Origin of the sequence: Gramella sp. Hel_I_59 (assembly GCF_006714895.1) — a bacterium.
Lineage (GTDB): Bacteria > Bacteroidota > Bacteroidia > Flavobacteriales > Flavobacteriaceae > Christiangramia.
This window is the reverse complement of record NZ_VFME01000001.1, coordinates 970,932-993,479: the sequence shown is the minus strand read 5'-3', so window position 1 is coordinate 993,479 and position 22,548 is coordinate 970,932. Positions and strand designations below refer to the sequence as shown.

22 protein-coding genes and 1 other RNA gene are annotated in these 22,548 nt (G+C 37.7%); 13 read left to right on the top strand and 10 right to left on the bottom strand.

Features of this window, described 5'->3' with window-relative positions; translation table 11 throughout:
• Nucleotides 1-62 precede the first annotated feature (62 nt).
• Complete coding sequence (locus JM79_RS04525; protein WP_141877010.1) at nucleotides 63-833, top strand: MBL fold metallo-hydrolase; 771 nt, start codon at nucleotides 63-65, stop codon at nucleotides 831-833.
• A gap of 117 nt (nucleotides 834-950) precedes the next feature.
• On the opposite strand, the gene JM79_RS04520 is transcribed toward JM79_RS04525, so the two are convergent.
• Nucleotides 951-1,784, bottom strand: coding sequence for an endonuclease/exonuclease/phosphatase family protein (locus tag JM79_RS04520; protein ID WP_141877009.1), 834 nt, complete (start codon nucleotides 1,782-1,784; stop codon nucleotides 951-953).
• Nucleotides 1,785-1,788: 4 nt separating this feature from the next.
• Nucleotides 1,789-2,997 (bottom strand): NAD(P)-dependent oxidoreductase, encoded by a 1,209-nt coding sequence (locus tag JM79_RS04515; RefSeq protein WP_141877008.1) that lies wholly within the window; start codon nucleotides 2,995-2,997, stop codon nucleotides 1,789-1,791.
• A gap of 293 nt (nucleotides 2,998-3,290) precedes the next feature.
• Between JM79_RS04515 and ssrA the strand changes: the two genes are divergently transcribed.
• Nucleotides 3,291-3,691: a transfer-messenger RNA gene (gene ssrA / locus JM79_RS04510) on the top strand.
• A 222-nt stretch (nucleotides 3,692-3,913) separates the two neighbouring features.
• Here the strand turns inward: ssrA and JM79_RS04505 are convergent.
• From JM79_RS04505 to JM79_RS04495, 3 genes are all read right to left on the bottom strand, one after another.
• Complete coding sequence (locus JM79_RS04505; protein WP_141877007.1) at nucleotides 3,914-4,486, bottom strand: hypothetical protein; 573 nt, start codon at nucleotides 4,484-4,486, stop codon at nucleotides 3,914-3,916.
• Between the two features lie 449 nt (nucleotides 4,487-4,935).
• Nucleotides 4,936-5,316 carry a PEGA domain-containing protein gene (locus JM79_RS04500; RefSeq protein WP_141877006.1) on the bottom strand — a complete coding sequence of 127 codons (381 nt, stop codon included), beginning with the start codon at nucleotides 5,314-5,316 and terminating at the stop codon, nucleotides 4,936-4,938.
• Between the two features lie 37 nt (nucleotides 5,317-5,353).
• Nucleotides 5,354-5,710: a DUF6567 family protein gene (locus tag JM79_RS04495; protein ID WP_141877005.1), complete on the bottom strand. Its 357-nt coding sequence runs from the start codon at nucleotides 5,708-5,710 to the stop codon at nucleotides 5,354-5,356.
• Between the two features lie 554 nt (nucleotides 5,711-6,264).
• Between JM79_RS04495 and JM79_RS04490 the strand changes: the two genes are divergently transcribed.
• The 8 genes from JM79_RS04490 to JM79_RS04460 all read left to right on the top strand — a co-directional run bounded on the left by JM79_RS04490 (nucleotide 6,265) and on the right by JM79_RS04460 (nucleotide 12,814).
• Entirely contained in the window at nucleotides 6,265-7,362 is a 1,098-nt protein-coding gene (locus JM79_RS04490; protein ID WP_141877004.1) for an ATP-binding protein, read from the top strand.
• Nucleotides 7,363-7,365: 3 nt separating this feature from the next.
• Nucleotides 7,366-8,688, top strand: coding sequence for a sigma-54 dependent transcriptional regulator (locus JM79_RS04485; protein WP_141877003.1), 1,323 nt, complete (start codon nucleotides 7,366-7,368; stop codon nucleotides 8,686-8,688).
• 189 nt (nucleotides 8,689-8,877) lie between these two features.
• Entirely contained in the window at nucleotides 8,878-9,039 is a 162-nt protein-coding gene (locus JM79_RS16115; RefSeq protein ID WP_157514601.1) for a hypothetical protein, read from the top strand.
• A gap of 6 nt (nucleotides 9,040-9,045) precedes the next feature.
• The gene (locus JM79_RS04480) at nucleotides 9,046-10,326 is read left to right on the top strand and encodes a Glu/Leu/Phe/Val dehydrogenase (RefSeq protein ID WP_141877002.1); all 1,281 of its coding nucleotides are present in this window, start codon (nucleotides 9,046-9,048) and stop codon (nucleotides 10,324-10,326) included.
• Between the two features lie 26 nt (nucleotides 10,327-10,352).
• Nucleotides 10,353-10,796 carry a GreA/GreB family elongation factor gene (locus JM79_RS04475; protein ID WP_141877001.1) on the top strand — a complete coding sequence of 148 codons (444 nt, stop codon included), beginning with the start codon at nucleotides 10,353-10,355 and terminating at the stop codon, nucleotides 10,794-10,796.
• Nucleotides 10,765-11,187, top strand: coding sequence for a hypothetical protein (locus JM79_RS04470; protein WP_141877000.1), 423 nt, complete (start codon nucleotides 10,765-10,767; stop codon nucleotides 11,185-11,187). The genes JM79_RS04475 and JM79_RS04470 overlap by 32 nt, the downstream gene beginning before the upstream one ends.
• A gap of 373 nt (nucleotides 11,188-11,560) precedes the next feature.
• Nucleotides 11,561-12,076, top strand: a complete 516-nt coding sequence (locus tag JM79_RS04465; protein ID WP_141876999.1) for a cyclic-phosphate processing receiver domain-containing protein — start codon at nucleotides 11,561-11,563, stop codon at nucleotides 12,074-12,076.
• Between the two features lie 339 nt (nucleotides 12,077-12,415).
• Nucleotides 12,416-12,814, top strand: a complete 399-nt coding sequence (locus tag JM79_RS04460) for a hypothetical protein (RefSeq protein WP_026915314.1) — start codon at nucleotides 12,416-12,418, stop codon at nucleotides 12,812-12,814.
• Between the two features lie 9 nt (nucleotides 12,815-12,823).
• Here JM79_RS04460 and JM79_RS04455 read toward each other — a convergent pair whose 3' ends face one another.
• A complete protein-coding gene (locus JM79_RS04455) occupies nucleotides 12,824-14,302 on the bottom strand; it encodes an XRE family transcriptional regulator (protein WP_141876998.1) in 1,479 nt (492 codons plus the stop codon).
• A gap of 119 nt (nucleotides 14,303-14,421) precedes the next feature.
• Here JM79_RS04455 and aceB point away from each other — a divergent pair, with 119 nt between their 5' ends.
• From aceB to JM79_RS04440, 3 genes are all read left to right on the top strand, one after another.
• Entirely contained in the window at nucleotides 14,422-16,020 is a 1,599-nt protein-coding gene (gene aceB / locus JM79_RS04450) for a malate synthase A (RefSeq protein ID WP_141876997.1), read from the top strand.
• Between the two features lie 81 nt (nucleotides 16,021-16,101).
• Nucleotides 16,102-17,721, top strand: a complete 1,620-nt coding sequence (locus JM79_RS04445) for an isocitrate lyase (RefSeq protein ID WP_141876996.1) — start codon at nucleotides 16,102-16,104, stop codon at nucleotides 17,719-17,721.
• 603 nt (nucleotides 17,722-18,324) lie between these two features.
• Entirely contained in the window at nucleotides 18,325-18,540 is a 216-nt protein-coding gene (locus JM79_RS04440) for a hypothetical protein (RefSeq protein WP_141876995.1), read from the top strand.
• Between the two features lie 320 nt (nucleotides 18,541-18,860).
• On the opposite strand, the gene JM79_RS04435 is transcribed toward JM79_RS04440, so the two are convergent.
• The 4 genes from JM79_RS04435 to JM79_RS04420 form a co-directional block, all read right to left on the bottom strand.
• On the bottom strand, nucleotides 18,861-19,514 hold the full coding sequence (locus tag JM79_RS04435; RefSeq protein WP_260443373.1) for a class I SAM-dependent methyltransferase: 654 nt from the start codon (nucleotides 19,512-19,514) through the stop codon (nucleotides 18,861-18,863).
• A 73-nt stretch (nucleotides 19,515-19,587) separates the two neighbouring features.
• A complete protein-coding gene (locus tag JM79_RS04430) occupies nucleotides 19,588-20,445 on the bottom strand; it encodes a mechanosensitive ion channel domain-containing protein (RefSeq protein WP_141876994.1) in 858 nt (285 codons plus the stop codon).
• 21 nt (nucleotides 20,446-20,466) lie between these two features.
• A complete protein-coding gene (locus JM79_RS04425; RefSeq protein WP_141876993.1) occupies nucleotides 20,467-21,345 on the bottom strand; it encodes a DUF808 domain-containing protein in 879 nt (292 codons plus the stop codon).
• A 142-nt stretch (nucleotides 21,346-21,487) separates the two neighbouring features.
• Complete coding sequence (locus JM79_RS04420; RefSeq protein WP_141876992.1) at nucleotides 21,488-22,510, bottom strand: leishmanolysin-related zinc metalloendopeptidase; 1,023 nt, start codon at nucleotides 22,508-22,510, stop codon at nucleotides 21,488-21,490.
• Between the last annotated feature and the right edge of the window lie 38 nt (nucleotides 22,511-22,548).

Sequence of the window (22,548 nt, the reverse complement as noted above, 5' to 3'; positions counted from 1 at the left end):
TTTAAGATTTTGAAGACGATGTTAGAACCAGAGCATCGATCGATTAAAAAAAGACAGTATATATGAGGATACATCATTTGCGTAATGCCACGATGGTAATAGAGTCAGGAGACAGATTTATCTTAGTGGATCCTATGTTGGGTGAAAAAGGAACAGCGGGACCAACCTTTACACTATTCAGATTTAAACCAAAAAGAAATCCAATCCTCGATTTACCCACTAATGCTATGGAAATCGTTAGGAGGACAACACATTGTCTTATCACTCATCTACACCCTGACCATCTTGATACTGCCGGAGAAGAATTTCTAAAATCAAATCGAATACCCATCACCTGTAGTATCAAAGACGAAGAAGACCTGAAGAAACGAGGTTTGAATGTGGTTAATACAGTTAATTACTGGGAAGAATCTAATTCTTTAGATGGAACTATTGAGGGCATCCCTGCCAAACACGGTTATGGATTTGTATCTAAACCAATGGGAAATGTAATGGGTTTTTACGTTCAACTTCCAGGCGAGAAGTCAATGTATTTGAGTGCTGACACGATTTACACGAATGATGTAGAGAAAGCACTTCATAAATACAAACCAGATGTCGCTGTTGTTGCTTGTGGAACGGCACAGTTGGTTTTATTTCAACCTTTACTAATGACTATGGAAGATATTGTAAAATTCACCAAAGCTGCACCAGGATCTGTAGTGGCAAATCATTTAGAAGCTGTCAATCATTGTCCCACTACAAGAACTCAGTTACGCAAGGAACTGGCAGAAAACGGTCTTTTACAGAAGACTTTTATACCAAATGATGGAGAAGTAATTGAAATTGAATAGACTTCTAATTACAGAGTAACTATACTATAAAAGCTTTACCAAACAATATGAAAGCACTTGTTCACCTTTTTATATTGAAAATAGAAATCTGGAACAAGGATGCTTTTACTATCTCGATTATTCCTCGAATTCAGCTTCAATGTAAATCGGGAAATGATCTGAAGGATATTTAAGATCATTTGAATCTGTTAATACAGCGTATTTGTTGACACTAATCTGGTCACTCACAAAAATATAATCAATTCGGCGTTTGACTGGTTTATCGAACTGGAATCCATTAAAAGTTCCCTGTGGCCCGAATGTATTTTGTGCAATTTCCCTGGAATCCTGAAGTTGTTTCAGAATATTAAGTACTCCTTCTGCATCTGGTTCTAAATTGAGATCACCCATTAGAAATACCGGAAGTTGATTCGTATTAAGTTCTGCAATTTTTTTAAGGATCAACTCAGCACTATTAGTCCTGGCATTCTTACCAATGTGATCAAAATGAGTATTGAATACCCAGAACCTTTTCCCGCTGTTCTTATTTTTGAAAAGTGCATAGGTACAGATCCTGGGCAATGCTGCGTCCCATCCAGTTGAAACTGCTTCTGGAGTTTCTGAAAGCCAGAAAGTACTGGACTCTACAACTTCAAAATCTTCGGTTTTGTAAAGTATTGCGGTATATTCACCTTTATCAAGGCCATCTTCCCGGGCTACTCCAATCGATTGATAACCATCGACCTCAGCTAGAAAATGCTCGATCTGAATTTTTACCGCTTCCTGAAGTCCCAGGATTTGAGGCTCGTAGAACTGGATTTGATCAGTAATAAAATCTTTCCGCTTAGACCAGCTATTCTCACCATCATTCTCGTTGGCATACTTAATATTATAGCTCATCACGCTAACTTCCTGCGCACTACAAAATGCACTTATCAGAATAACTAAGAAGCTACTAAGAATTTTGATCATAGTTTTATTCTTTTCCATCTACAAAATCCTGTAGATAAGAGTACAATGGAGTTAATTTTCCATTTTCGGTCATTTTCGATCTTCCAAGAATAGTATCCCTATCCTCATTAAAAAATGCCGGAATTACGTGTTTAAGAAACATCTCTCCAAAACCTTCGCTGGCATCTTTAGGTAATTCACATGGCAAGTTATCTACGGCCATTACGGCTATAGCATTTTTGCTTTTGAAATCTACCTCAACATTTGTGTTTAAGTCAACACCATAAAAAGGTTCCGCTATCGTGGAAGGTCGTATGGTACTTGCAACTGGTCCGGCAATATCACATGAAATATCTGCCACATATTTTATTCTGAAATCTTTATGCTGCATATCTTCTTCGGAATAAAATACTGGAGCGCCTTCGCCATAAAAATGACCAGCAATAAAGACATCACTGGTTTTGGCGAATTTCATGAAATCAGGATCATAGTTCTCCGGAACTTTATAAAATTCCATTCGGCTGCCTTCAGCCTTATCTTTTCGTTTGGCGTAATCCAGCACATCGATATGACAAAACACCGGTTCATCGAACTCACTAACACGGTAGGTTTCTGGATCAACCTGTTTTATTTTTAAATGCTCAAGGATTTCCCTGGCTCCGTGCGCTACTTTACCACTTCCGGTTAATACAAATTTGTACTTAGGAAGATCTATCTTATCGAGTTCTTTCAATAGTGAATCGAGATCTGGAAGATCTTCTGCTTTGGGAAGATCAAACCGATCTTCCTTCTTACCAATCATTCGAATCCCATTATAAGCTCCTACTAATCCAGCATAACGCCCAAAGCCTATCAACCTGCCATTATTCTTATTGGTGATGACCTCATGATCATACAATTCGATTCTCCTTTCCAGGACTTCACGAAGCAAGTCACGATTATATGGCTGCTTTTTGATCGTATGAGAAAAGAAAAAGTACTTTTTGTCAGGTACCAGATCTGGAATTGGAACTTCCTTTACTCCTATTAGCACATCACAATCTGTCACATCATCGCTTACCTCAAAACCAGCCTCTCTGTATTGCTGGTCGCTAAATATCCTGATATCAGAACTTTCGACTTTAAATACTGCCTTCGGAAACTGTTTCTGGGCTTCCTGAAGCATTTGAGGAGAAAAAACCACTCGCCTGTCTGGTGGAGTTTTTCGTTCCCTGATAAGGGCGAATTTTATCATTATGGTATAGCTTTTGTAGAATTTGATGTGTCTCAAAGATATAAATTAAAATGAGTATCTTTGCAGGCCCGAACTCTTTTAGAGATCGGTTATTCTTTGAGATTCTGAGTACTATTATTTGAAATAAATAGTAGTTGCGTTAGGGATAGCAGCGGAAATCCTTTTTGTGAAGTATGAGCAAAAAGATTGAAGCGAATAGCCCGCCGCGACGTCCTGAGCCCTGAGCTTGTCGAAGGGACGAAGGGAGGAGCGGAACGCCCAGAAGATTACAAAGAAAATGTTCATTATTTTATGGGGTCGACTTGGTTTTGACAGCGAGTCTAATTGAGTTGTAAGCACGTAGAGCGCCGGGGATATAGCTCTTAAATCTCATGTTTCACACTTTTTCAAACGGCGAGAATAACTACGCCTTGGCTGCGTAACCGAATTACAGTAGGTTATACTTAGTCCCTGCAAGGCAGGGAGCCGAGATGTCTCGTGGAGGCCTTGATTTACGGCATCCACAACAGAGGCACCGATAAAGTAAATATAGGAAGCTCAGGGTCTTGATGAGTTTCTGAAACTTAATCGAGAATACGTGTAAAGTTGGTGGTTTTCGGCCGGCTTTGCATCGACAATCAAGTGAAAACTAAACGTGTAGAAAGCATCTGAATTGCTTGTTTGGACGAGGGTTCGAACCCCTCCGACTCCACAATTAAACGCAGCCGGGCTGCGGATTAAAATTTAAAAGATCTGCCAGGTACTTACCTGAGCAGATCTTTTTGTTTCAAAACACCTGGACTGAAAGGACAGCCAGATGCATTTACCGGATGGGGAGAACAAGGTTGAGGCGAAGCCAGCCACTCCGACTCCACTCTATAGCCCCGAATCATCAATGATTACGGGGTTTTTTATTTGCAGGTGACAAAATAGGTGACTAATGAATAGAGGTATAGTCTTTTGTTAAGATAGGGCTTGAAACTTTCTTCCAGTATTCTTGTAATGCCGATTGAATAAAGTAATAAAAAATTGAATAAATATCTGTCTGAGGATTATAGACATTATACTTTTGAAATCCATTTTCATAGATCTCTACATACATAGCATCGGTATATACTGGTTGATTTAATTTTTCCTTCAGAAATTTTTCACTGTGAAATAATAGGGAGTCAGAATATTTGAATGTTTTACTATTGTTGGAGATTAATATAGAATCCTTATCAAAAATTTTATATCTATTTCTTATTTCTTCGAGTTCTCTATGCTCCTCAGCAGTTTTCCACTTTCCACGTAATTCATCTACTCTTTTTTGATCACGCAGACTATAGCTTTTTCTTTCCGAAGAGAGCTTATATATGATTAAACTAGAGACATTTTGCCTTCTGTCAAGTTCGATTTTATACTCTTTTTCCGAACTAGTGTATGAAATATCTGCTCTAACTTTACAACGATTTTGCGAATAGACCATCGAGCCAAATGCACAGAAAATTAGAATCAAAAAAGTTCTCATAATTAAATTTTCCTGAAAATAATAAGAAAAGTATACTAATGAATCCTTTTTTGATTTGGATCATCATTTACAGATCCGGTGATAACTTAAAGTGACAGGATTACGTATCGCTTACTATATAATCAAAGGATAAAAAGTTTAAGTCTTTCAACAAATCAGACTCTTAACAAGCAAACATAACGGTTAGGTAAAAACAAGACAAAACAAGTTCGACAATCACTCACAATCGCATTGCGATTTGTATCAAAGAAATCCTTCCGAATTTTATCAAGCAGGATTTTTTTTGCACACTAATTCTAAATTGAGATACTATATCGAGTCTGCTGATCTATGATATCTTGATTCACTAGCGATATATTGTTTTCAACAGTTCAAACTTGTATGAGTAACTACTGTTATTACTGAAATTTGATTCTCCATGCTTCTCTATCATAAGCTATCTCGCCGTATCACTTCCGCTTACTCACAGGTCTCAAATCATAAACCCTCGCTTTTTTGTATTTCATTATCCATAAGTAAGGAACCAGGACAAACAATCCCCCAATTAAAGGACCAACTGCTATTTCTTCGTTTTTTGAAAATGTTGTGTTATAGGTTTGAAAGCCTTGTTTTTCAATTCTTACTTGATTCGTGCTACCTACTATCTTTGTATCTCGATGTTTATAAGGTGTAGTTCCAACATTTTCACCGTTGATATAAATTTTTGCATTTGAAGGAGAAGAATCAATCAATGTAGTGCTGGCACAACTTGAAAACAAAAAGACTACTATTAGGTTATATACAATCAGATTTTTGCATCTCATTTGAATAGGTATAAAAAAACGGATCAAATATTTAGTTTAATCCGTTTTAAAAATTGAATTTATTTTATTTAAATTCCACAATATCTGCAGTGACATAACACTTCGTTGTGGCAACAATCCCTAAGAAGTTGGAATATTTAAAATTGACAGTAGTATTCGCCAAAGTCTGACCATCCTGTAAAGTGAAATTTTCGAGCATTTGTTGTTTTGCCTCATCGACAATGGCTTCTCTGTTCATTCCTCCGATACCCAGCACGTAAGTGGCCTGGGACATGCCTTGCAAATCTCTTTTTACATAAGTGTAATTATTTGCACTCAATGCTGCTGAATTATTCATGTAGCCCGTAAGACCCGCTGCACAACTTGAGAACAAAACGGTAATGCACATAATAAATGAGATTCTAAGTAATAATTTCTTCATTAATTTGGATTTAGTTGATAATTAACTTTTATAAATTTCTAGGAAATTCAAAATAAAGAAGATGTTTTCAACTAACCTTACGGTTTCCCGTACCCTTCGATAAATCACTCATCGCGCTCGGTAGTGTATCGATGAATTTCTTCTGAAATTTCTAAAGTTATAAGTCTCAGTTTTACATCAATTTTCTGAAGTATTTAGCTAATTAAAAGGATGCTATTTTTGCATATTAACGCTTCCAATGAGGATATTTAGATATGAATTACAGAAATGCCAAAAACTGAAATAATGGTTACACTAAATTTTGCTCGAAATAAAATTTGAAGTATTTGTCAATCTAAAACTTAAGAAAAAATGTATCGCTTTTAGGAAAATTTGGTGGTCAGACCCTATACAACTACTCCTACGATTAAAATAATTATATTATAGCACGAAATTCGATCTTTATAATATACAGCTGCAGTACATTCTATTATTCTGAAAAAAAAATAATAACGGTCAATAAAATGCAATTTCGAAATTTCGCTATTTATTATTCAGTTCGAAAACCTATATAAATGCCGAAAGAAATTTCCTTATCTAAAAAACTCGAAGAACGTATCAAGGAACTGTCCTGCCTTTACGAGGTTTCCTCCGCGATTCGTAAACATTCAGATTCAGTTGAAAACACGATGGAAGAAATTTGTGAGATAACCAAAAAAGCCTGGTTTTATCCTGACCATGCGATCGTTGAGTTAAAAGTAGATGAGCTTCAGATTTCAACTTCAGATATTCCAGAAAATTCTATTGTCCAGGAAAGCCATATCACTTTTTTCAAGGAAAGTAATGGTTCGATAAAAGTCTATTATGATACTGCAAAGCTGAAGAACGCATACTTTCTGGAAGAGGAACAAAAACTTTTAAACAAGATATCGATCGAGATTAGTGAATTTTTTGAACGCAGAGAAATCACCAGAAAAGAAGAACTTTTAAAAAGAAGTGCAGAGCGAAATGACCGACTTTCCATTTTAGGAGAAATAACTGCGGGGATTGCCCATGAACTAAATACACCTCTTGGAAATATTCTGGGTTTTGCTGAATTGATCAAATCAAAAACTCAGGAAAACCAAACCGGAAAAGATACAGGCAAGATCATTAAAGCAGCTATTTATTCTCGCGAAATTGTAAAAAAATTAATGTTCTTTGCCTGTGAAATGCCGCAGCATCAGGAGTTCGTTCAGATCAAACCAATCATTGACCAGGCATTAAAATTACTATCTCAAAATTTTTACAAAGCAGAGGTTAGTCATAAATTTAAAATTGACAATCCCGATCTGGAAGCTCAAATTGATACGATTCAGTTTACCCAGGTACTTTTTAATCTGCTTATAAATGCTATTTACGCTTCCCCTAAAAAAAGCCTCATCTCTATTCAAGTAACCAGCACGGATTCCCATTTTTTATTGGGAATTGAAGACCAGGGCCCTGGTATTCCAGCCGATCTAAATGCCAGGATCTACGAACCATTTTTTACTACAAAACCTGTAGGAGAAGGTTCCGGGTTAGGACTTAGTGTAGTTCATGGAATTATTAAAAGTCATCGCGGAGAAATCATTAATTTTGATAATAAACCTACAGGAACTGTTTTTCAAATTAAGCTACCTCTAAAAATGTAAGTTATGCTGCTAAAAAAGGCTAATATTCTTATAGTTGATGATGATTATGACATGCTTGAATTAGTACAACGTCAACTTCAGGAGCAACACTTTCACTCTTACAAGGCGGCTTCAGTAAAGGAAGCGATCGATATTCTAAAGTTCAATGCTGTGGATCTTCTAATTACCGATCTGCAAATGCCTGGTATTGGTGGAATGGAACTCATAAAATATGTAGAAGAACATTTTCCAAAAGTTCCGAAACTGGTCATCACCGGATACCCTTCCATGGACGGCGCATTGAATGCCATGAGATCTGGTGCACTGGATTATATCGTAAAGCCATTTACTGCGGAAGAATTAAAACAATCTGTAGAAAAATCACTTCCTAAAAAGTCCCAGAATTCTGAAGTTACAATTCCGTCCACTAACAAAGCAACCGCTTATGCCGGAATTGTAGGTAATTCAGAAAAGATCGAACAACTTATTGATCTTATAGAACGGGTTAAGAATAACCGCGCCACCGTATTAATTCAGGGCGAAAGCGGGACGGGTAAAGAACTTGTTGCACGAGCTATTCACTATAAAGGTTCCTTTGCTGCAAACCCTTTTATCGCCGTTAACTGCGGAGCTATCCCGGGAGAACTTCTGGAAGCCGAACTTTTTGGTTATAAGAAAGGAGCATTTACAGGAGCCAATGAGGATCGACCCGGTTTTTTCCAGGCTGCTGCCGGTGGTACAATCTTCCTGGATGAAATTGGCACTGCTCCATTAACTGTTCAAACACGATTATTGAGAGTACTTCAGGAGAAAGAAGTTCGGAGAATTGGAGAACAGAAAGCTAAAAAAATAGAACTCCGCATAGTCGCTGCAACAAATAGTGACCTCCTACAGATGGTTGAAAAAGGAAGTTTTAGAGAAGATCTCTATTACAGGTTAAATGTTGTGAATATCGAAACCCCTCCACTTCGGGACCATAAGAGTGATATCGCGCTACTCGCTAAGAATTTTCTTCGAAAATATGCTTCAGAATATGCCAGACCACGAATAGAGTTCACTCCAAAAGCCCTGGAAATACTGGAAAGATATAACTGGCCTGGAAATGTGCGTGAACTGGAAAATGTGGTTCAGAGAGCAATTATTATGAGCGAAGACTGTATCGATTTAGAACAACTTCCAGATCATCTCAAATACCCAGTCCCAGACCATAATTCTACTTCAAAATCTTTGAAGGAAGTGGAAATGGAACATATTCTTAAAATAATGGCCAGTGTGGATAATAATAAAACCAAAGCAGCCGAAATTCTCCAAATAGATCGTAAAACACTTCGAAAAAAGCTAAACTAACGATCAAATAGTACCGGTACGTTTCTTCCCAGCTGGGGCGTTTCTCCTCGATTTAAATAGAGTCATAAATATTCTTTTATTATATAAGTTACTGGATATCAGTAGCATAAATTATAATTTGTGAAAAATTCTTAGCACGGGCATAGGTTTTGACTTTCTGTAATCAGAAAAAATTAAATCTATGACCGAATGAATTTGATTAAGGAAATAGCTAAAGTCACTATTCCAAATAGGGAGCATCCTGAAGGTATCACCCAGGAAATGCTCAAAGGCTTATGCTTCAACTGCGACAATCGCAGAACCTGTACCTGGAAAGAGGACAGAAAATTCCATTGTGAACACTTTCAATAATACAAAATGATAAACACTAAAAAAGTGATTAAACAATCTATGTACGAGACCGTAATGAACCAGTTCAACAATACGGCAGATATGATAGATTTGAACCCAAATATCAGAAAGATCCTGGGTATTACCAATAATGAGATCATTGTTCATTTTCCAGTTAAAATGGACAATGGCAAAGTGGAGGTTTTTACCGGATACCGTGTTCAACATAATAATGCATTAGGACCTTACAAAGGCGGACTTCGATACCACGATACGGTAGATATTGATGCTGCCAAGGCACTTGCGATGTGGATGACCTGGAAAACTTCCCTCGCCGGACTACCATTCGGTGGCGCAAAAGGAGGTATTCAGATAGATCCTCGAAATTATTCCGATTCAGAGCTGGAACGCATTACCCGTAGATTCACCTATGCTTTGGGCGAAAACATTGGACCGGAACATGACATCCCTGCGCCAGATGTAAATACCAATCCGCAGACCATGGCCTGGATCGTAGACACCTATATGTCTACCATCTCATCATCAGAACGTTCACATAATCAGCATGTGGTAACTGGCAAACCCGTAGGAGCAGGAGGTCTGGAAGGTCGTGATCGTGCAACCGGGTTTGGGGTGTATCTTTCCATTAAGTTATTGCTGGAAACCGAACAGCAGGAACTAAAAGATAAAAGATTCATCGTACAGGGCTTTGGAAATGTAGGCTACTGGGCATCCCACTTTTTATCTCAGGATGGCGCAAAGCTAATAGCTGTTCAGGATGCGCACGCGACAGTATACAGCGAAAATGGGATAGATACTGAAGCTTTGGCTCAGCATTGTGAACCCAGAAAAGGATCTATAAAAGAATTCGATGGCGCTACGGAAATAGATGCTGATGAATTCTTCGGACTGGATTGCGACATCGTCATTCCTGCAGCTCTAGGGAACCAGATCACTGCTGAAAATGCCTTTAAAATCAAAGCTTCGATCGTTGCTGAAGGAGCCAACGGACCTACAGATAAAGAGGGTGAACAAATTCTGCTTCAAAATGCAGTGAAGATCATTCCTGATATTTTCTGCAACTCTGGTGGTGTAATTGGAAGTTATTTTGAATGGCTTCAGAATAGAAACGGAGAGTTATGGCAGCTGGATGAGGTGATGGCCAAGATCCAGAAGAAATTAACCGAAAACTTTCATAAGATCCATAATGAAGTAAATAAGCGTGAGGTGGACTGGAGAACAGCGGCATTTATCCTGGCTATTTCCAGAGTAGAAACGGCCTACAAACAAAGAGGGATTTTTCCTTAATAGGACTGCAAATAAATAAGTAAGAAATGAAATACGGAGAATTAATAATTGAGAAGAAGGAATATGATTTTCTAAAACAAATCATGTCGCTGGCTAAATACTACAAAGACACCTCCTACAAAGCATCGATCCATAAATTGAATGAAGAGCTCAAAAGTGCAAAGGTGGTAAGCAATGCTACGATGCCTGCAGATGTGATTCGACTGAATTCGTTTGTAAGTATTAAAACTGCATACTCAGTAGAAAGAACCTACCAGATCGTGACTCCAGACAAAGGTGATTTGCGTAAGAACAGGATCTCTGTTCTGGCTCCCATGGGACTTGCGCTTTTTGGATACGCAAAGGGAGACAACATTACCTGGACCTTTCCACTTGGAGAAAGTCACATACATATCCAGGAAGTAAAACAAATAGAATCAGGAATAATGAATATGAACTATGATAAGCAACATTCAGGAACACCACAGTGAAGAGGAGATAGAAACGATCAGGCTTCAAAATGAGGTTAGGCAATGGAAACTCGAACTGGATTTTGTGGCTCAGGAAATTGAATTTTACCTGGATATTTTTAATTCTTCACTTATTAAAAGAACAAAGGTAAATCGTGTTGATTCTGAATATCTCTTCGATCAATTCCAGGATCTAAGAGAGATAAATCACAACATTTTGAAAACCTGTCAGAAATTTCTTCCCAGGCTGGATGAGATGAATGAATGTGATGATATACAGTGTGACCATGCTTTTATTAATGCTCATATCGTTTTACGTAAAAAGATTGAAAAGCACCTGAAGGAGGTGCGGAATATAAAATATTCAGCCTTCTGCTTTTTGAAGGATGGGATTGAAAAGTTTTTAGATTAATTAATTCAACAAACCTAGTTGGTCCAGATAGTCTTCGCCATTTTCTTCTCGTAGGGTTTAGAGAAGAAGTTAATTTTCAGCACTATTAATGCGCGGGCTATCTGGTTTTTTAAAGATCAATATTATGAAAAGTAAATTTTACAAGAGCTTGTGTTTAGTGATCGCTGCAGTTCTATGCAGGTCAATTTATCTACACCAGGAATTCTACTATCGCATTTGGGAAGAAAATCTGTACACCGTATTATTTATTGGAGCCATTTTCATGCTATTCATTTTTCTCGTGGTGCGAATTCAAAAAATTTAGGAGATCCCGGGTTCATTTTACTATAGCCTCCTCTGTTTTTAAATTCACCAACCTTTGAGATATTTTTTAATGAAAGCTTACCACAGTCATATTCTTCGGAATCTTTTGAACCTGAAAGACTTATTTTCAATTGGGTCGCAGAATCTCTTTACTTTGAATAGACCAGCTTTACTAAAAGAATCAGTCTCAGTTGCTATTAAAAAAAACAGAAAGTCTCATCGTAAAACGCTAATATGGTTGGATGACCGAATCAATCCCCTTGAGAAAAAAATGGATTGGCTGGCGTTCAGTCCCATTGGCCGTGATGTCAATATTATATGGCTGAAAGAGATCAATGAATTTCAAACCTGGATCCATACAAATGGATTGCCAGATGCAATTTGTTTTGATTACGATTTAAGCAATTCATTCAATGGCTTTGATTGTGCCGAAGTACTGATCGATTATTGCTATAATCATCAACTGCTACCACCGCAATGGTCTTCTCACAGCACTAATCCTGAAGGTAAAGCGCGAATTAACAGACTTCTCAAGAATTACCTGATCTTAGCCAAACGCATGAATTTTAAAAGTTTTACAGATTAGAAGCACCAAACTCAGAAGGCAGCTGATCCTTCAATCCTGAAAGCATCTGAAACTTACCTTTTTCCGTCATTTTCTTCAGACTAAGCACAATTTACTCTCAGCTCCGTCATTCTCTATTTTTTTCTTCGGAAATATCCTTTACTACGCTTCAGCATTCAGAATAAATTCTAGCTGTGGAAATTAGAAAATATCTCCATCATCGAAGTTCCCTAAATATGTAGTATTCTGAATAAGTCTGGAGTTATAATTTCTCATGACCCGAAAAGACTTAACTTTCCTCTGAAATTTCGTCAAACAAGACGATCCTTCTAAATTTCAGAAGTATTTAAATTGAAGAACATGGAAAGTAGCCCATCAAGCATTCGCAAAGGATTTATTCTCGCCGGTTTAATGAACATGTCGGTGCTCTTATTTTCAAAACTATTTACCAACCCGGTTATTCCTAAGTTTGACCCGGTGGTAATGTCTAATTTCGGCTTATTAATGATCCTGATATGGGGTTTGGCTTATATTTCAGTCGCAAATAATTACCATAGAGTGAAGTGGCTAATCGCAGTTTTTGCTATAGAAAAATTTATTTATGGTTTTACATGGATCAACTGGCATCTTAATAATAGCATTACAGAGGTGTTCGATAAAGATCTTTTTGCCGGAATGTTCTATGCGGTGTATGGTGTGAATGACTGGATTTTCTTCCTGTTCTTTACCTATGTATTTTTCAATTTACTTAAAAACTAGAAAGAGTTATTAAGCTTGGAACTTAGCCGTTAATTCATCTACAATAGACTCTATTTTACTGTTCTTCTCGCGCTTTTCCAGAACGATCGCAGGTGCCTTTCTTACTTTACAGTCGGAAATAGCGCAACGCTCACAGGTCACTCCAACATTCTTTCTAACAATATTTTGATCCTCGAGGAATTTTAGCTTTCGCTCCAGTTGTTTATTAATTAGCAAACCAATGCTGATACTTCTAAATTGATTTTCTCTAAAAGGGTCTTTGGTTGCTGAAGAAAAAATTAGATACCTGTTTTCATGACTGGGATAATTGGAGATCTGCACATCAAATTCGTGTGAGTTCTTAGACTTACTGATTTCTTTGATCACCTTTAACGACATCCAGCGCCTACAGTAATGCTCGTTGGTTTCATTCGCACGAGGGGAATGATGGTGGGTTAAGTGCAATTCTTTGTTCAAATAAAACTTACCGCTATCCGCTTTATGCGTGATCCTTAGGAAAAACAGGTTCTTTATGTTGAATTCCTTCGGAAGGATATTGGTAAGCCTCTGGTAGAATGTTTCCGGAGAAGCATTAAAATTATGCATCATATTCAGAAAATGAATATGATCAAAGTTTTCCTTCTGAAATAGATTTTCCAACTGGATGGTAAGTTCATCCTTCGGGATCACTAATGCTCCTGCAAAATAGGAGGCATAAAAGTTATTTAAGACCTGATCAAATCTTTCAAATTTTATCCACGGAAAAGAATGCAGCCGATCTGAAATTTCGAGGTAATTATATGCGAGTTCCTTTGCAAATATAAAACTGCGCTGAGCTTCATCTATTCCCTTTGCCAGCAGAAGGGTATTGGTTTTCGGAACAAAGACAGAGCGCAAATTCTCTAAAGCTTCAAATTTATCTAGCTCTTCTTCGTTAATTACATATTGATACTCCTCTACCAGAATCTCCTCAAGCACTTTGGAACCTGGTGATTTGGTAAGATCTACCTGGTAAGCTTTTGAAAATTTTAAAACCTGCTGTTCCAGATCATCAAAGTAATTGTTATTCGCTTCCTGAAAAGATCGAACCGAAGCCAGGAAAAAGCTTTCCCTGCTAAAGTTATAGTGCTTGGCTATTTCAATAATGGTACTAATGAAGGCATTCACCTTTGCCGGAGCATTGGAAACTATATCGATAAGGTTGCTCTCCTTAATCCCGAATAATTCAAGCGGAATTTCTTTAAGTATTTTTGACTGAAGTAATTCTCCTATTGGCGCGAGGTTCTTATCAAGCTTAAGGGAGACCATTTGATCATAAGGAACCTCTAATTTATCTGATAGTAAAGCAATTTTATCAGGTTTAGGATATTTTTTTCCATTCTCGATCTCATTCAAATATGACTTGGAAAGTCCTGAAAGTTTAGACAATCCAAATAGAGATAAACTCTTCTCAGTCCTTATCTGCTTTAACTTCAATCCAAAAATTAGTTTGATATAATCTTCCTGCATAGAATCAAATATAAACAAATTTGCGAATATGAATTATTTGCGAATATTTACTTTTAGCGAACGTTCGCTTGTTTTATTGAGTTCTTTATTATAATATTGTCGTGCAAAACCCTAACATAATGGAAAACAACACACTAAACTCATTACAATTACACTTCAGTAAAGAGGTTACTAATTACTATCCGCAAATTCTTTCCGAAAAAGCACTAGAGTTTCTAATCACGTTACATGAAAGATTCAACCACAAAAGACTTGCACTTCTGGAGAAAAGAGAAGCACAGCAGCAACATTTTGATTCCGGTAACGTACCTGAGTTTCCTGCTGAAACAGCTTCCATAAGAAATGGAGACTGGAAAGCAGGTCAGATCCCAGCAGATCTTCAAGACCGGCGAGTTGAGATCACCGGACCGGTAGACAGGAAAATGATCATCAATGCATTAAACTCGGGCGCCAAAACTTTCATGGCAGACCTGGAAGACAGTACCTCTCCTACCTGGGAAAATGTGATTGAAGGTCAGCAAAACCTTAAAGATGCAAATGCAGGAACTATCTCACTGGAAGACGCTGCACGTGGAAAATCCTATACTTTGAACCCTGACCCAGCAGTCCTCCTCGTGCGACCAAGAGGTTTACACCTTAACGAAAAGCATCTTTTAATTAGTGAAGAAGAAGCATCTGGAAGCCTTGTAGATTTTGGCCTGTATGTATTTCATAATACCAAAACGATGCTTGGAAATGGTACAGCACCTTACTTTTACTTGCCAAAACTCGAACACTACGAAGAAGCCCGCTGGTGGAATGAGGTTTTTGTTTTCGCACAGGAATACCTCAATGTTCCCACAGGTACATTTAAAGCAACGGTACTGGTTGAAACGATCACAGCCAGCTTCCAGTTAGATGAGATTATCTACGAACTAAAAGACCATATTGTTGGACTTAATTGCGGTCGCTGGGACTATATATTTTCCTATATCAAGAAGTTCAGAAACCGTCCTGATTTCGTTGTTCCTAATCGTGATCAGGTCACCATGACCTCTCCATTTATGGATGCTTATTCGAAACTGGTAATTCAGAAATGTCACAAAAGAGGAATTCTGGCTATTGGCGGAATGGCTGCCCAAATTCCAATTAAGAATAATCCGCGTGCCAATGACGAAGCGATCGAAAAAGTTCGAAAAGACAAGGAAAGAGAAGTTATGAATGGTCATGACGGCACCTGGGTAGCTCATCCTGCTTTGGTTGAAGTAGCGCTCAAGGAGTTCGATAAGCATATGCCTGAAGCTAATCAACTAAAAGTATCCAGGGATGATTTGAAAATAACAGAACAGGATCTACTCAAAATTCCTGATGGAACGGTTACCGAAGAAGGAATTAGAAAAAATATTAATGTAGGCATACTGTACATGGAAGCCTGGCTGCGTGGATATGGTGCGGTCGCTCTATACAACCTGATGGAGGACGCTGCTACTGCTGAAATTTCACGAACACAATTATGGCAATGGCTTAAAAATGAAGTGGTTCTCGCAGACGGCAGGAAATTCAATATGGAACTTTATATTGAAATCTTTGAAGATGAAATTGAGAAGATCATTACCGAATATGGCGAGTCCAATATTAAGAACACAAAATTCGAATTGGCTTTTAAACTTTTTGACACGCTGGTTATTTCTGAAAGATTCGAAGAGTTCTTAACGCTCCCAGCATATAAACATATATAAAAAATGTCTCGCAACTACTGGCATAGATTGCGAGACCCAATTATCAAACTTTCAAAAAACTTAATAATCAAACACAAAATTATGGAAAATTTATCGCAATCGAATTATCAATCTGCCCTGGAGACGGTGAAAGATCTTAAACTAAAGTACGGGGAAAGCTGGAACTCAGTAAAACCTGAACACGCCGCAAGAATGATGAGCCAGAACCGGTTTAGAACAGGACTGGATATTGCAAAATATACCGCTGGAATTATGAGAAAGGACATGGCAGCTTATGATGCCGACTCCTCTAAATACACCCAATCCCTTGGTAGCTGGCATGGATTCGTGGCTCAGCAAAATATGATCGCGGTTAAAAAACATCATAAAACTACTAATAGAAAATACCTTTATCTATCGGGCTGGATGGTTGCTGCCTTACGTTCAGAATTTGGTCCATTGCCAGATCAATCCATGCATGAAAAGACCGCAGTTCCTGCTTTGATAAAGGAAATATATACTTTCCTGAGACAGGCAGATGCTGTAGAACTTAACGATCTTTTTAAGAGGCTGGAAAAAGGTGAAAATGTACAGGCCGAGATCGATGATTTCGAAACTCACATTGTTCCAATTATTGCTGATATTGATGCTGGCTTCGGAAATGAGGAAGCAACTTATCTTCTGGCTAAAGAAATGATTGAAGCTGGAGCCTGTGCGATTCAGATAGAAAATCAGGTTTCAGATGCAAAACAATGCGGACATCAGGATGGAAAAGTAACTGTGCCTCATGAAGATTTTATCGCCAAGCTCAACGCCGTTAGATATGCCTTTCTTGAATTAGGAGTAGAAGATGGAGTGATTGTAGCCCGAACAGATTCTGAAGGTGCCGGTCTAACTCAGAAGTTACCGGTAAGTAATGAACCAGGAGATCTGGCTTCAAAATACCTTTCTTTTGTGGAAGCTGAAAGCATTGATATCAGCCAAGCAAAAGAAGACGATGTCCTTCTTAAAAGAAATGGGAAGCTGGTACGCCCTGTTCGTTTACCTAACGGATTGTATAAATTCAAGGATGGATCTAATATAGACAGGGTTGTTCTGGATTGTATTACCAGTTTGCAGCATGGTGCAGATCTATTATGGATAGAAACACCAACTCCTAATGTCAAACAGATAGCCCATATGGTAAACCGTGTAAAAGAGGTTGTCCCAAATGCTAAACTGGTTTATAATAATTCCCCTTCATTTAACTGGACATTGAACTTCAGAAACCAGGCCTATGAAGAAATGCTTGCAGAAGGTGAGAATATGACTGCGTACGATAGAAATAACCTGATGGCTGTAGAATATGATGGATCTGAATTATGCCATCGTGCAGACGAGAAGATCAGAACATTTCAAAAGGATGCCGCTAAAGAAGCAGGGGTTTTCCATCACCTGATCACCCTTCCAACATATCACACCACTGCTTTACATATGAACGATCTAACGAAAGGCTATTTTTCCGAAGAAGGGATGTTGGCCTATGTAGAAGGTGTACAGCGACAGGAGATCAGAAAAGGTGTATCCTGCGTTAAGCACCAGAGAATGGCAGGATCTGATCTTGGAGATGACCACAAAAGTTTCTTTGCAGGAGAAAAGGCCTTGAAAGCTGGCGGCGAAAAGAACACCAGTAATCAGTTTGGTGAAAAAGTTGCCGGGAAGAAACTCGAACTGGTAAGCTAATTTCAAACTATATAATAGACAGCTCCATACATTTTAATATGCATGTATGGAGCTTTTTTCTATATTATGGCAAATCTAAATGCTTAAATGAAAGTCAAAATTTATTCCTGCTGAATAAATTAATATGCTGATATTATCTAGTTTTCTGTGGGTTCAATACAAGAAGAAAACTTCGTTGAGCATATCTCTGAAAAGGAATTTCTCATTTCTAAAATTCTGCTCACTTTGAACGACCTGAATCATGTTATCTTGTTTTGAAAATCTTCAAAAAGAGTGGTATTCTCCAAATCAAATCCTAACTTTGAATGGGTTTCTACGATAAAAATTATAGAATTTAAAATTATTTGAGTAAAAATATTACAAAATTCAGGTAATAAATTTTTAGACTCCTTATCTTTGCCTAATTATAGTATAATGTAGTTATTGCTATCAACAATTTTTGACATTCAACTTTTTTATGCTTTCAGCCGCTAAATTACTGTTTGAAAATCAATTCTTAAAAATTGTTCTGAATTTTATATATTCACTCAAGTTGCTAGTTTATAACTGTTTAGTTTTATAGATATAAGACTAAATTTAATTTAATCTCGAATAATCAAAATTATGGGCAGACCTTCTACAAAACCGAAAGATCTCAGAGACGGTTATTATATTGAAGTTAGAAACAAAAATAAAAAAACAGGAGGAGTTAAAGTTCGCCGGGATACAGTAGATCAACTAAAATTAGCGATTGAAGAGTACCGCGATATTAAAGATGTGATCATTCTTGGAAAATCCACTAATGGTAAGTTCACTCCTATTCCAGGACTTGAATCCTAATCTGAAAATCTTCAGATAACTTTTAAAGAATATCGAGCGAGTTAAACTACTAGTTACAACTCGCTCATTCTTACCTTCCGAAGCAAATCCTGAATTTGCTACAGGTATAGTAATTCCTTTCTTTTCCATTGTACCTCAGATTTTTCTAGTAGTCCTGCTCATCTTCCATCTAAACGTACTTATTGATTATCGCACTAGATAGTGCATTCCAATTTGTCTAGTAACCCTCGTCTAAGATCCTTAAAATACTTGCGAGCGAAGAATTAATCTAACCCAGAGTTTTCTATTCGGACTTCTAAAAAATTCATTGCGTATATTCTCTACTGAATTCTATAGAGAATAGTTTTTATAACACCTTTCCCGTCTGGATCTGGAATCGATAGAAGCTCCTCTCTGGTTTTAAATTTAAAATTGAAAGGCAGTTTAGTAATTTCTAGGCCACTGTTCTTCTTTAATCTTATTCCCTGGCCAGAAATAATATCCTTATTCGGAATAAAATCAGATGCGGGTTGATGCTCCGTTAATATGAGATATTTGAAGGCTTTAATTTTATTCAGCACACTTTGCACTTCAGGATTGGATAAATGCTGCAAAACCTGTCTCAGAATCACCACATCTCCTTTTGGAAGCTCATCAGCCGCGATATTAAGACATCGAAACTCCAGTTGATCAAACTTAAAATGGGTTTTGTTGTAGTTTATTAAAGCCGGTACGATATCTACAGCTATGTAATGCTTTGCATACTCCAGCAACTGCATACCTATGTTGAAATCACCACAACCAAGATCACATACAGAAAGTTTATTATGATGTGCCTTTAGAAAGTTTCTAACTACTTCTATATACGGCTGCACCAGAACTTCATTATGTGAACCATTCCCGGAGTAGAACGCAGATTCACCTTTCCCCCATAGATTCATGGCATACACCTGTTCCATCGCTTCTTTGGTAGGCCATGGTTTTTTACTTTTCACAGATATATTCAGTTATTGGTTTAGAAAATTTTAATTAATTCTAGCTAGTTACGCTCAATTATGTTTGTTCGAATCAATTATTAGAAGGTTTTACATCTATTTCAGTGGTTTCCTGAGCACCTCTATAGATTTCATGGCGTGGAATTGGGATTCTGATCCCTTCACGATCAAGTTCCTTTTTAACCGCCTCCAATTGTTCCCAGTATGCCGGCCAGAATTCAATCGATTCAACCCAACATCTGGCCTTGAGTTTCATTTCGTACTCTCCAATTTCATCTAGCCAGACATCAACCGGTAAGTGCGTAGCTAATTTTGGATGCTTGTTCATTCCTGCGATAATGACCCTTCTTAAATTATCAATGTCTTCACCAAAAGCAAACTTTAGATTTAGATCTATCCGGCGATACTTTTCCATCGTTCGGTTATCTACATCACTATTGGAAACATTACCATTAGGCATTGTAATAATCCTTCCGTCAAAGGTTTTTATACGTGTGTACAGAATATCTATCTGCTCTACAAACCCCAGATTCTCGTTGACGTAGATTAGATCTCCAACTTTAAAAGGTTTAAACACCAGAATTAGCACTCCACCTGCAAAATTGGACAAACTGCCTTGTAAGGCGAGACCAATGGCAATACCTGCTGCTCCAAATACTGCAATAAACGAGGTCGTCTTAATTCCTAGAATGGATCCAATTACAAAAAACAAAAAACCGTAGAGCACAAAGACACTCAGACTCTCTACAAAAGTTTTCAGAGAAAGTTCCACTTTAGATCTTCGCAAAGCGCCTTTCAGCAAATTCATTAGAATTTTGATAGCAAAAATTCCAATGATAAGCGTAACGACAGAATAAAATATCTCTGGACCAATTTCGATCAAAAAGTCAAGGAGTTGTTCTTTAAGTTCGAGCCAGAAATTTCTATTCATGTATGTAATTAAATTTAAAATTTATTTGTTGGAAACCGACTTCCATATCTTTTTCCCTAATCCAACCAGAGGTAATACAATTGCTCCTACAACCAGTCCAACTAAGAATTCCCCAAGAATAGTGGGTAGAGAATGTACCAGGTCATGAATAAATTCCAGATTGTGTACGAAGATCCCTCCAGAAACCAGCATCAATGCTATGGTACCGATAAGCGCCAATCCTTTGATCACCCACGGTAAAGCATTTACTAAGAATTGACCTACTTTATCTGAAAAGCTGTCTGTTTGCTCATTCATGTTGATAAGCTTGGCTCCAAATTCGTCCATTCTTACAATTAGAGCGACTACTCCATATACACCTACAGTGGCTACAAGCGCAATAATACTTACTACTCCAATTTGAGTTGGTAACTCCTCCCCGCTCACCGTTCCTAATGCAATAATTACGATCTCTACAGAAAGTATAAAATCTGTAAGTATAGCCGATTTTACTTTCTCATCTTCTCGTTCTAACATCTGTTCCTTTGTTAGATCTTCTGGAACAGGTGTGGATTTCGCATGTTTATGAGGAAACAAGTATTCATGGATCTTCTCTGCACCTTCATAAGCCAGATACAATCCACCAATAAGGAGTATGATCTTTATGGCCACCGGAACAAAGGCACTTAGTAAAAATGCGACCGGCAGAATGATAAGCTTGTTTAAAAGGGAACCTTTAGTGATGGCCCATAATACCGGCAATTCTCTATCAGAAATAAAACCACTGGCTTTTTCTGCGTTTACAGCAAGATCATCACCGAGCAATCCGGCAGTTTTCTTACCGGCAACTTTGCTCATCACCGCAACATCATCCATCAATGCAGCAATATCATCCAGTAAAGCAAAAAATCCTGAAGCCATAAAAAGTTGGTTTGGTTAGAACTTCGAAAGTTCTGTCATTTAATTGAAAACTGAAAATTAAATTTTACCTGGATTAGCTTATAAAGAGAAGAATCCTGCCGGGGGCAGGATTCTTCGAAAAACTAAATATGAATTTTAAATATTAGTTGTCTTCAATAACACCAATTGGTAGAAGAACTTCTTCCATCTTAGCTATGTATAGACCTTCTTTAGATGTTGTATTCAATTCATCAAGATCTACTCCTGGTGCACCTTTTACAAGGTCATAAGTTTCCCCTACAGATGCGGCTCCGTAACCAAGATCTTTTAATGACCCAGCAGTTATTCTACTTAGAGGATTTTCTCCAAGATTTATATAACCTGTCATCAATTCGTTTCTAAGTATAGATTCTCTCCAGTGCCCATAAGCAGTTCCTGGACCACCTGTATTTTCTATTGGAAGTTCTCCAACTCCTCCTTCAGCATTCCAGAATACATTTGCTTTACGACCTGCGAAATATGGTTCAGCGGCTGTTCCAGCAAGTAAACCTTTACTGTCCCAAAGTGTTCCTATACCTAATACATGTCCCATTTCATGGACGATAACATTTTCAAATAGATCCAATCTATCAAGAGTTTCAAGATCTGCTACATCAAAGAACATCAAACCAGTTACGGTTAATCCATCTGAATTTCTGGTAAACCTTGGTCCTGCCTGTCCAAGAATATTTCCTGGTCCGTCAATTGGTGCAATCACTACTTCGATTACAATATCATCTATAGTTCCATTCTCGATAATTGGCGGCACACCTGAGAAAGCTGAAGGAATTGTACCAGTAATCGATGGTACATCTTTAATTATAATTCTTTCCCATCTTGCAGCAGCAGATTCGAAAACATCCTGCTGTCTTTCAGTTGGTGGTACTAAATATCTTAGACTGATATTGTATCTCCCTCGATCATCACCTGGAGCTGTAGTTGTTTTCAATCCATTTTCAAACGCACCTTTCTGTCCAGATAGTTGTACGAAATCATTCTCATTATGCGCAAGCTCGAATGAAGTTGCACTTGGATTCATACTATCAGTATCTATAGATTCTGCAGAATCATTCGAACAGGATCCTAGCCCTAGAAATGCTGCAGATAAAGCGATAAGTGAGAAGTTTTGTAGGTAAGTCTTCTTCATAGTATAATTTTAAGTTTTTATTAAGATTGAGGCGAATG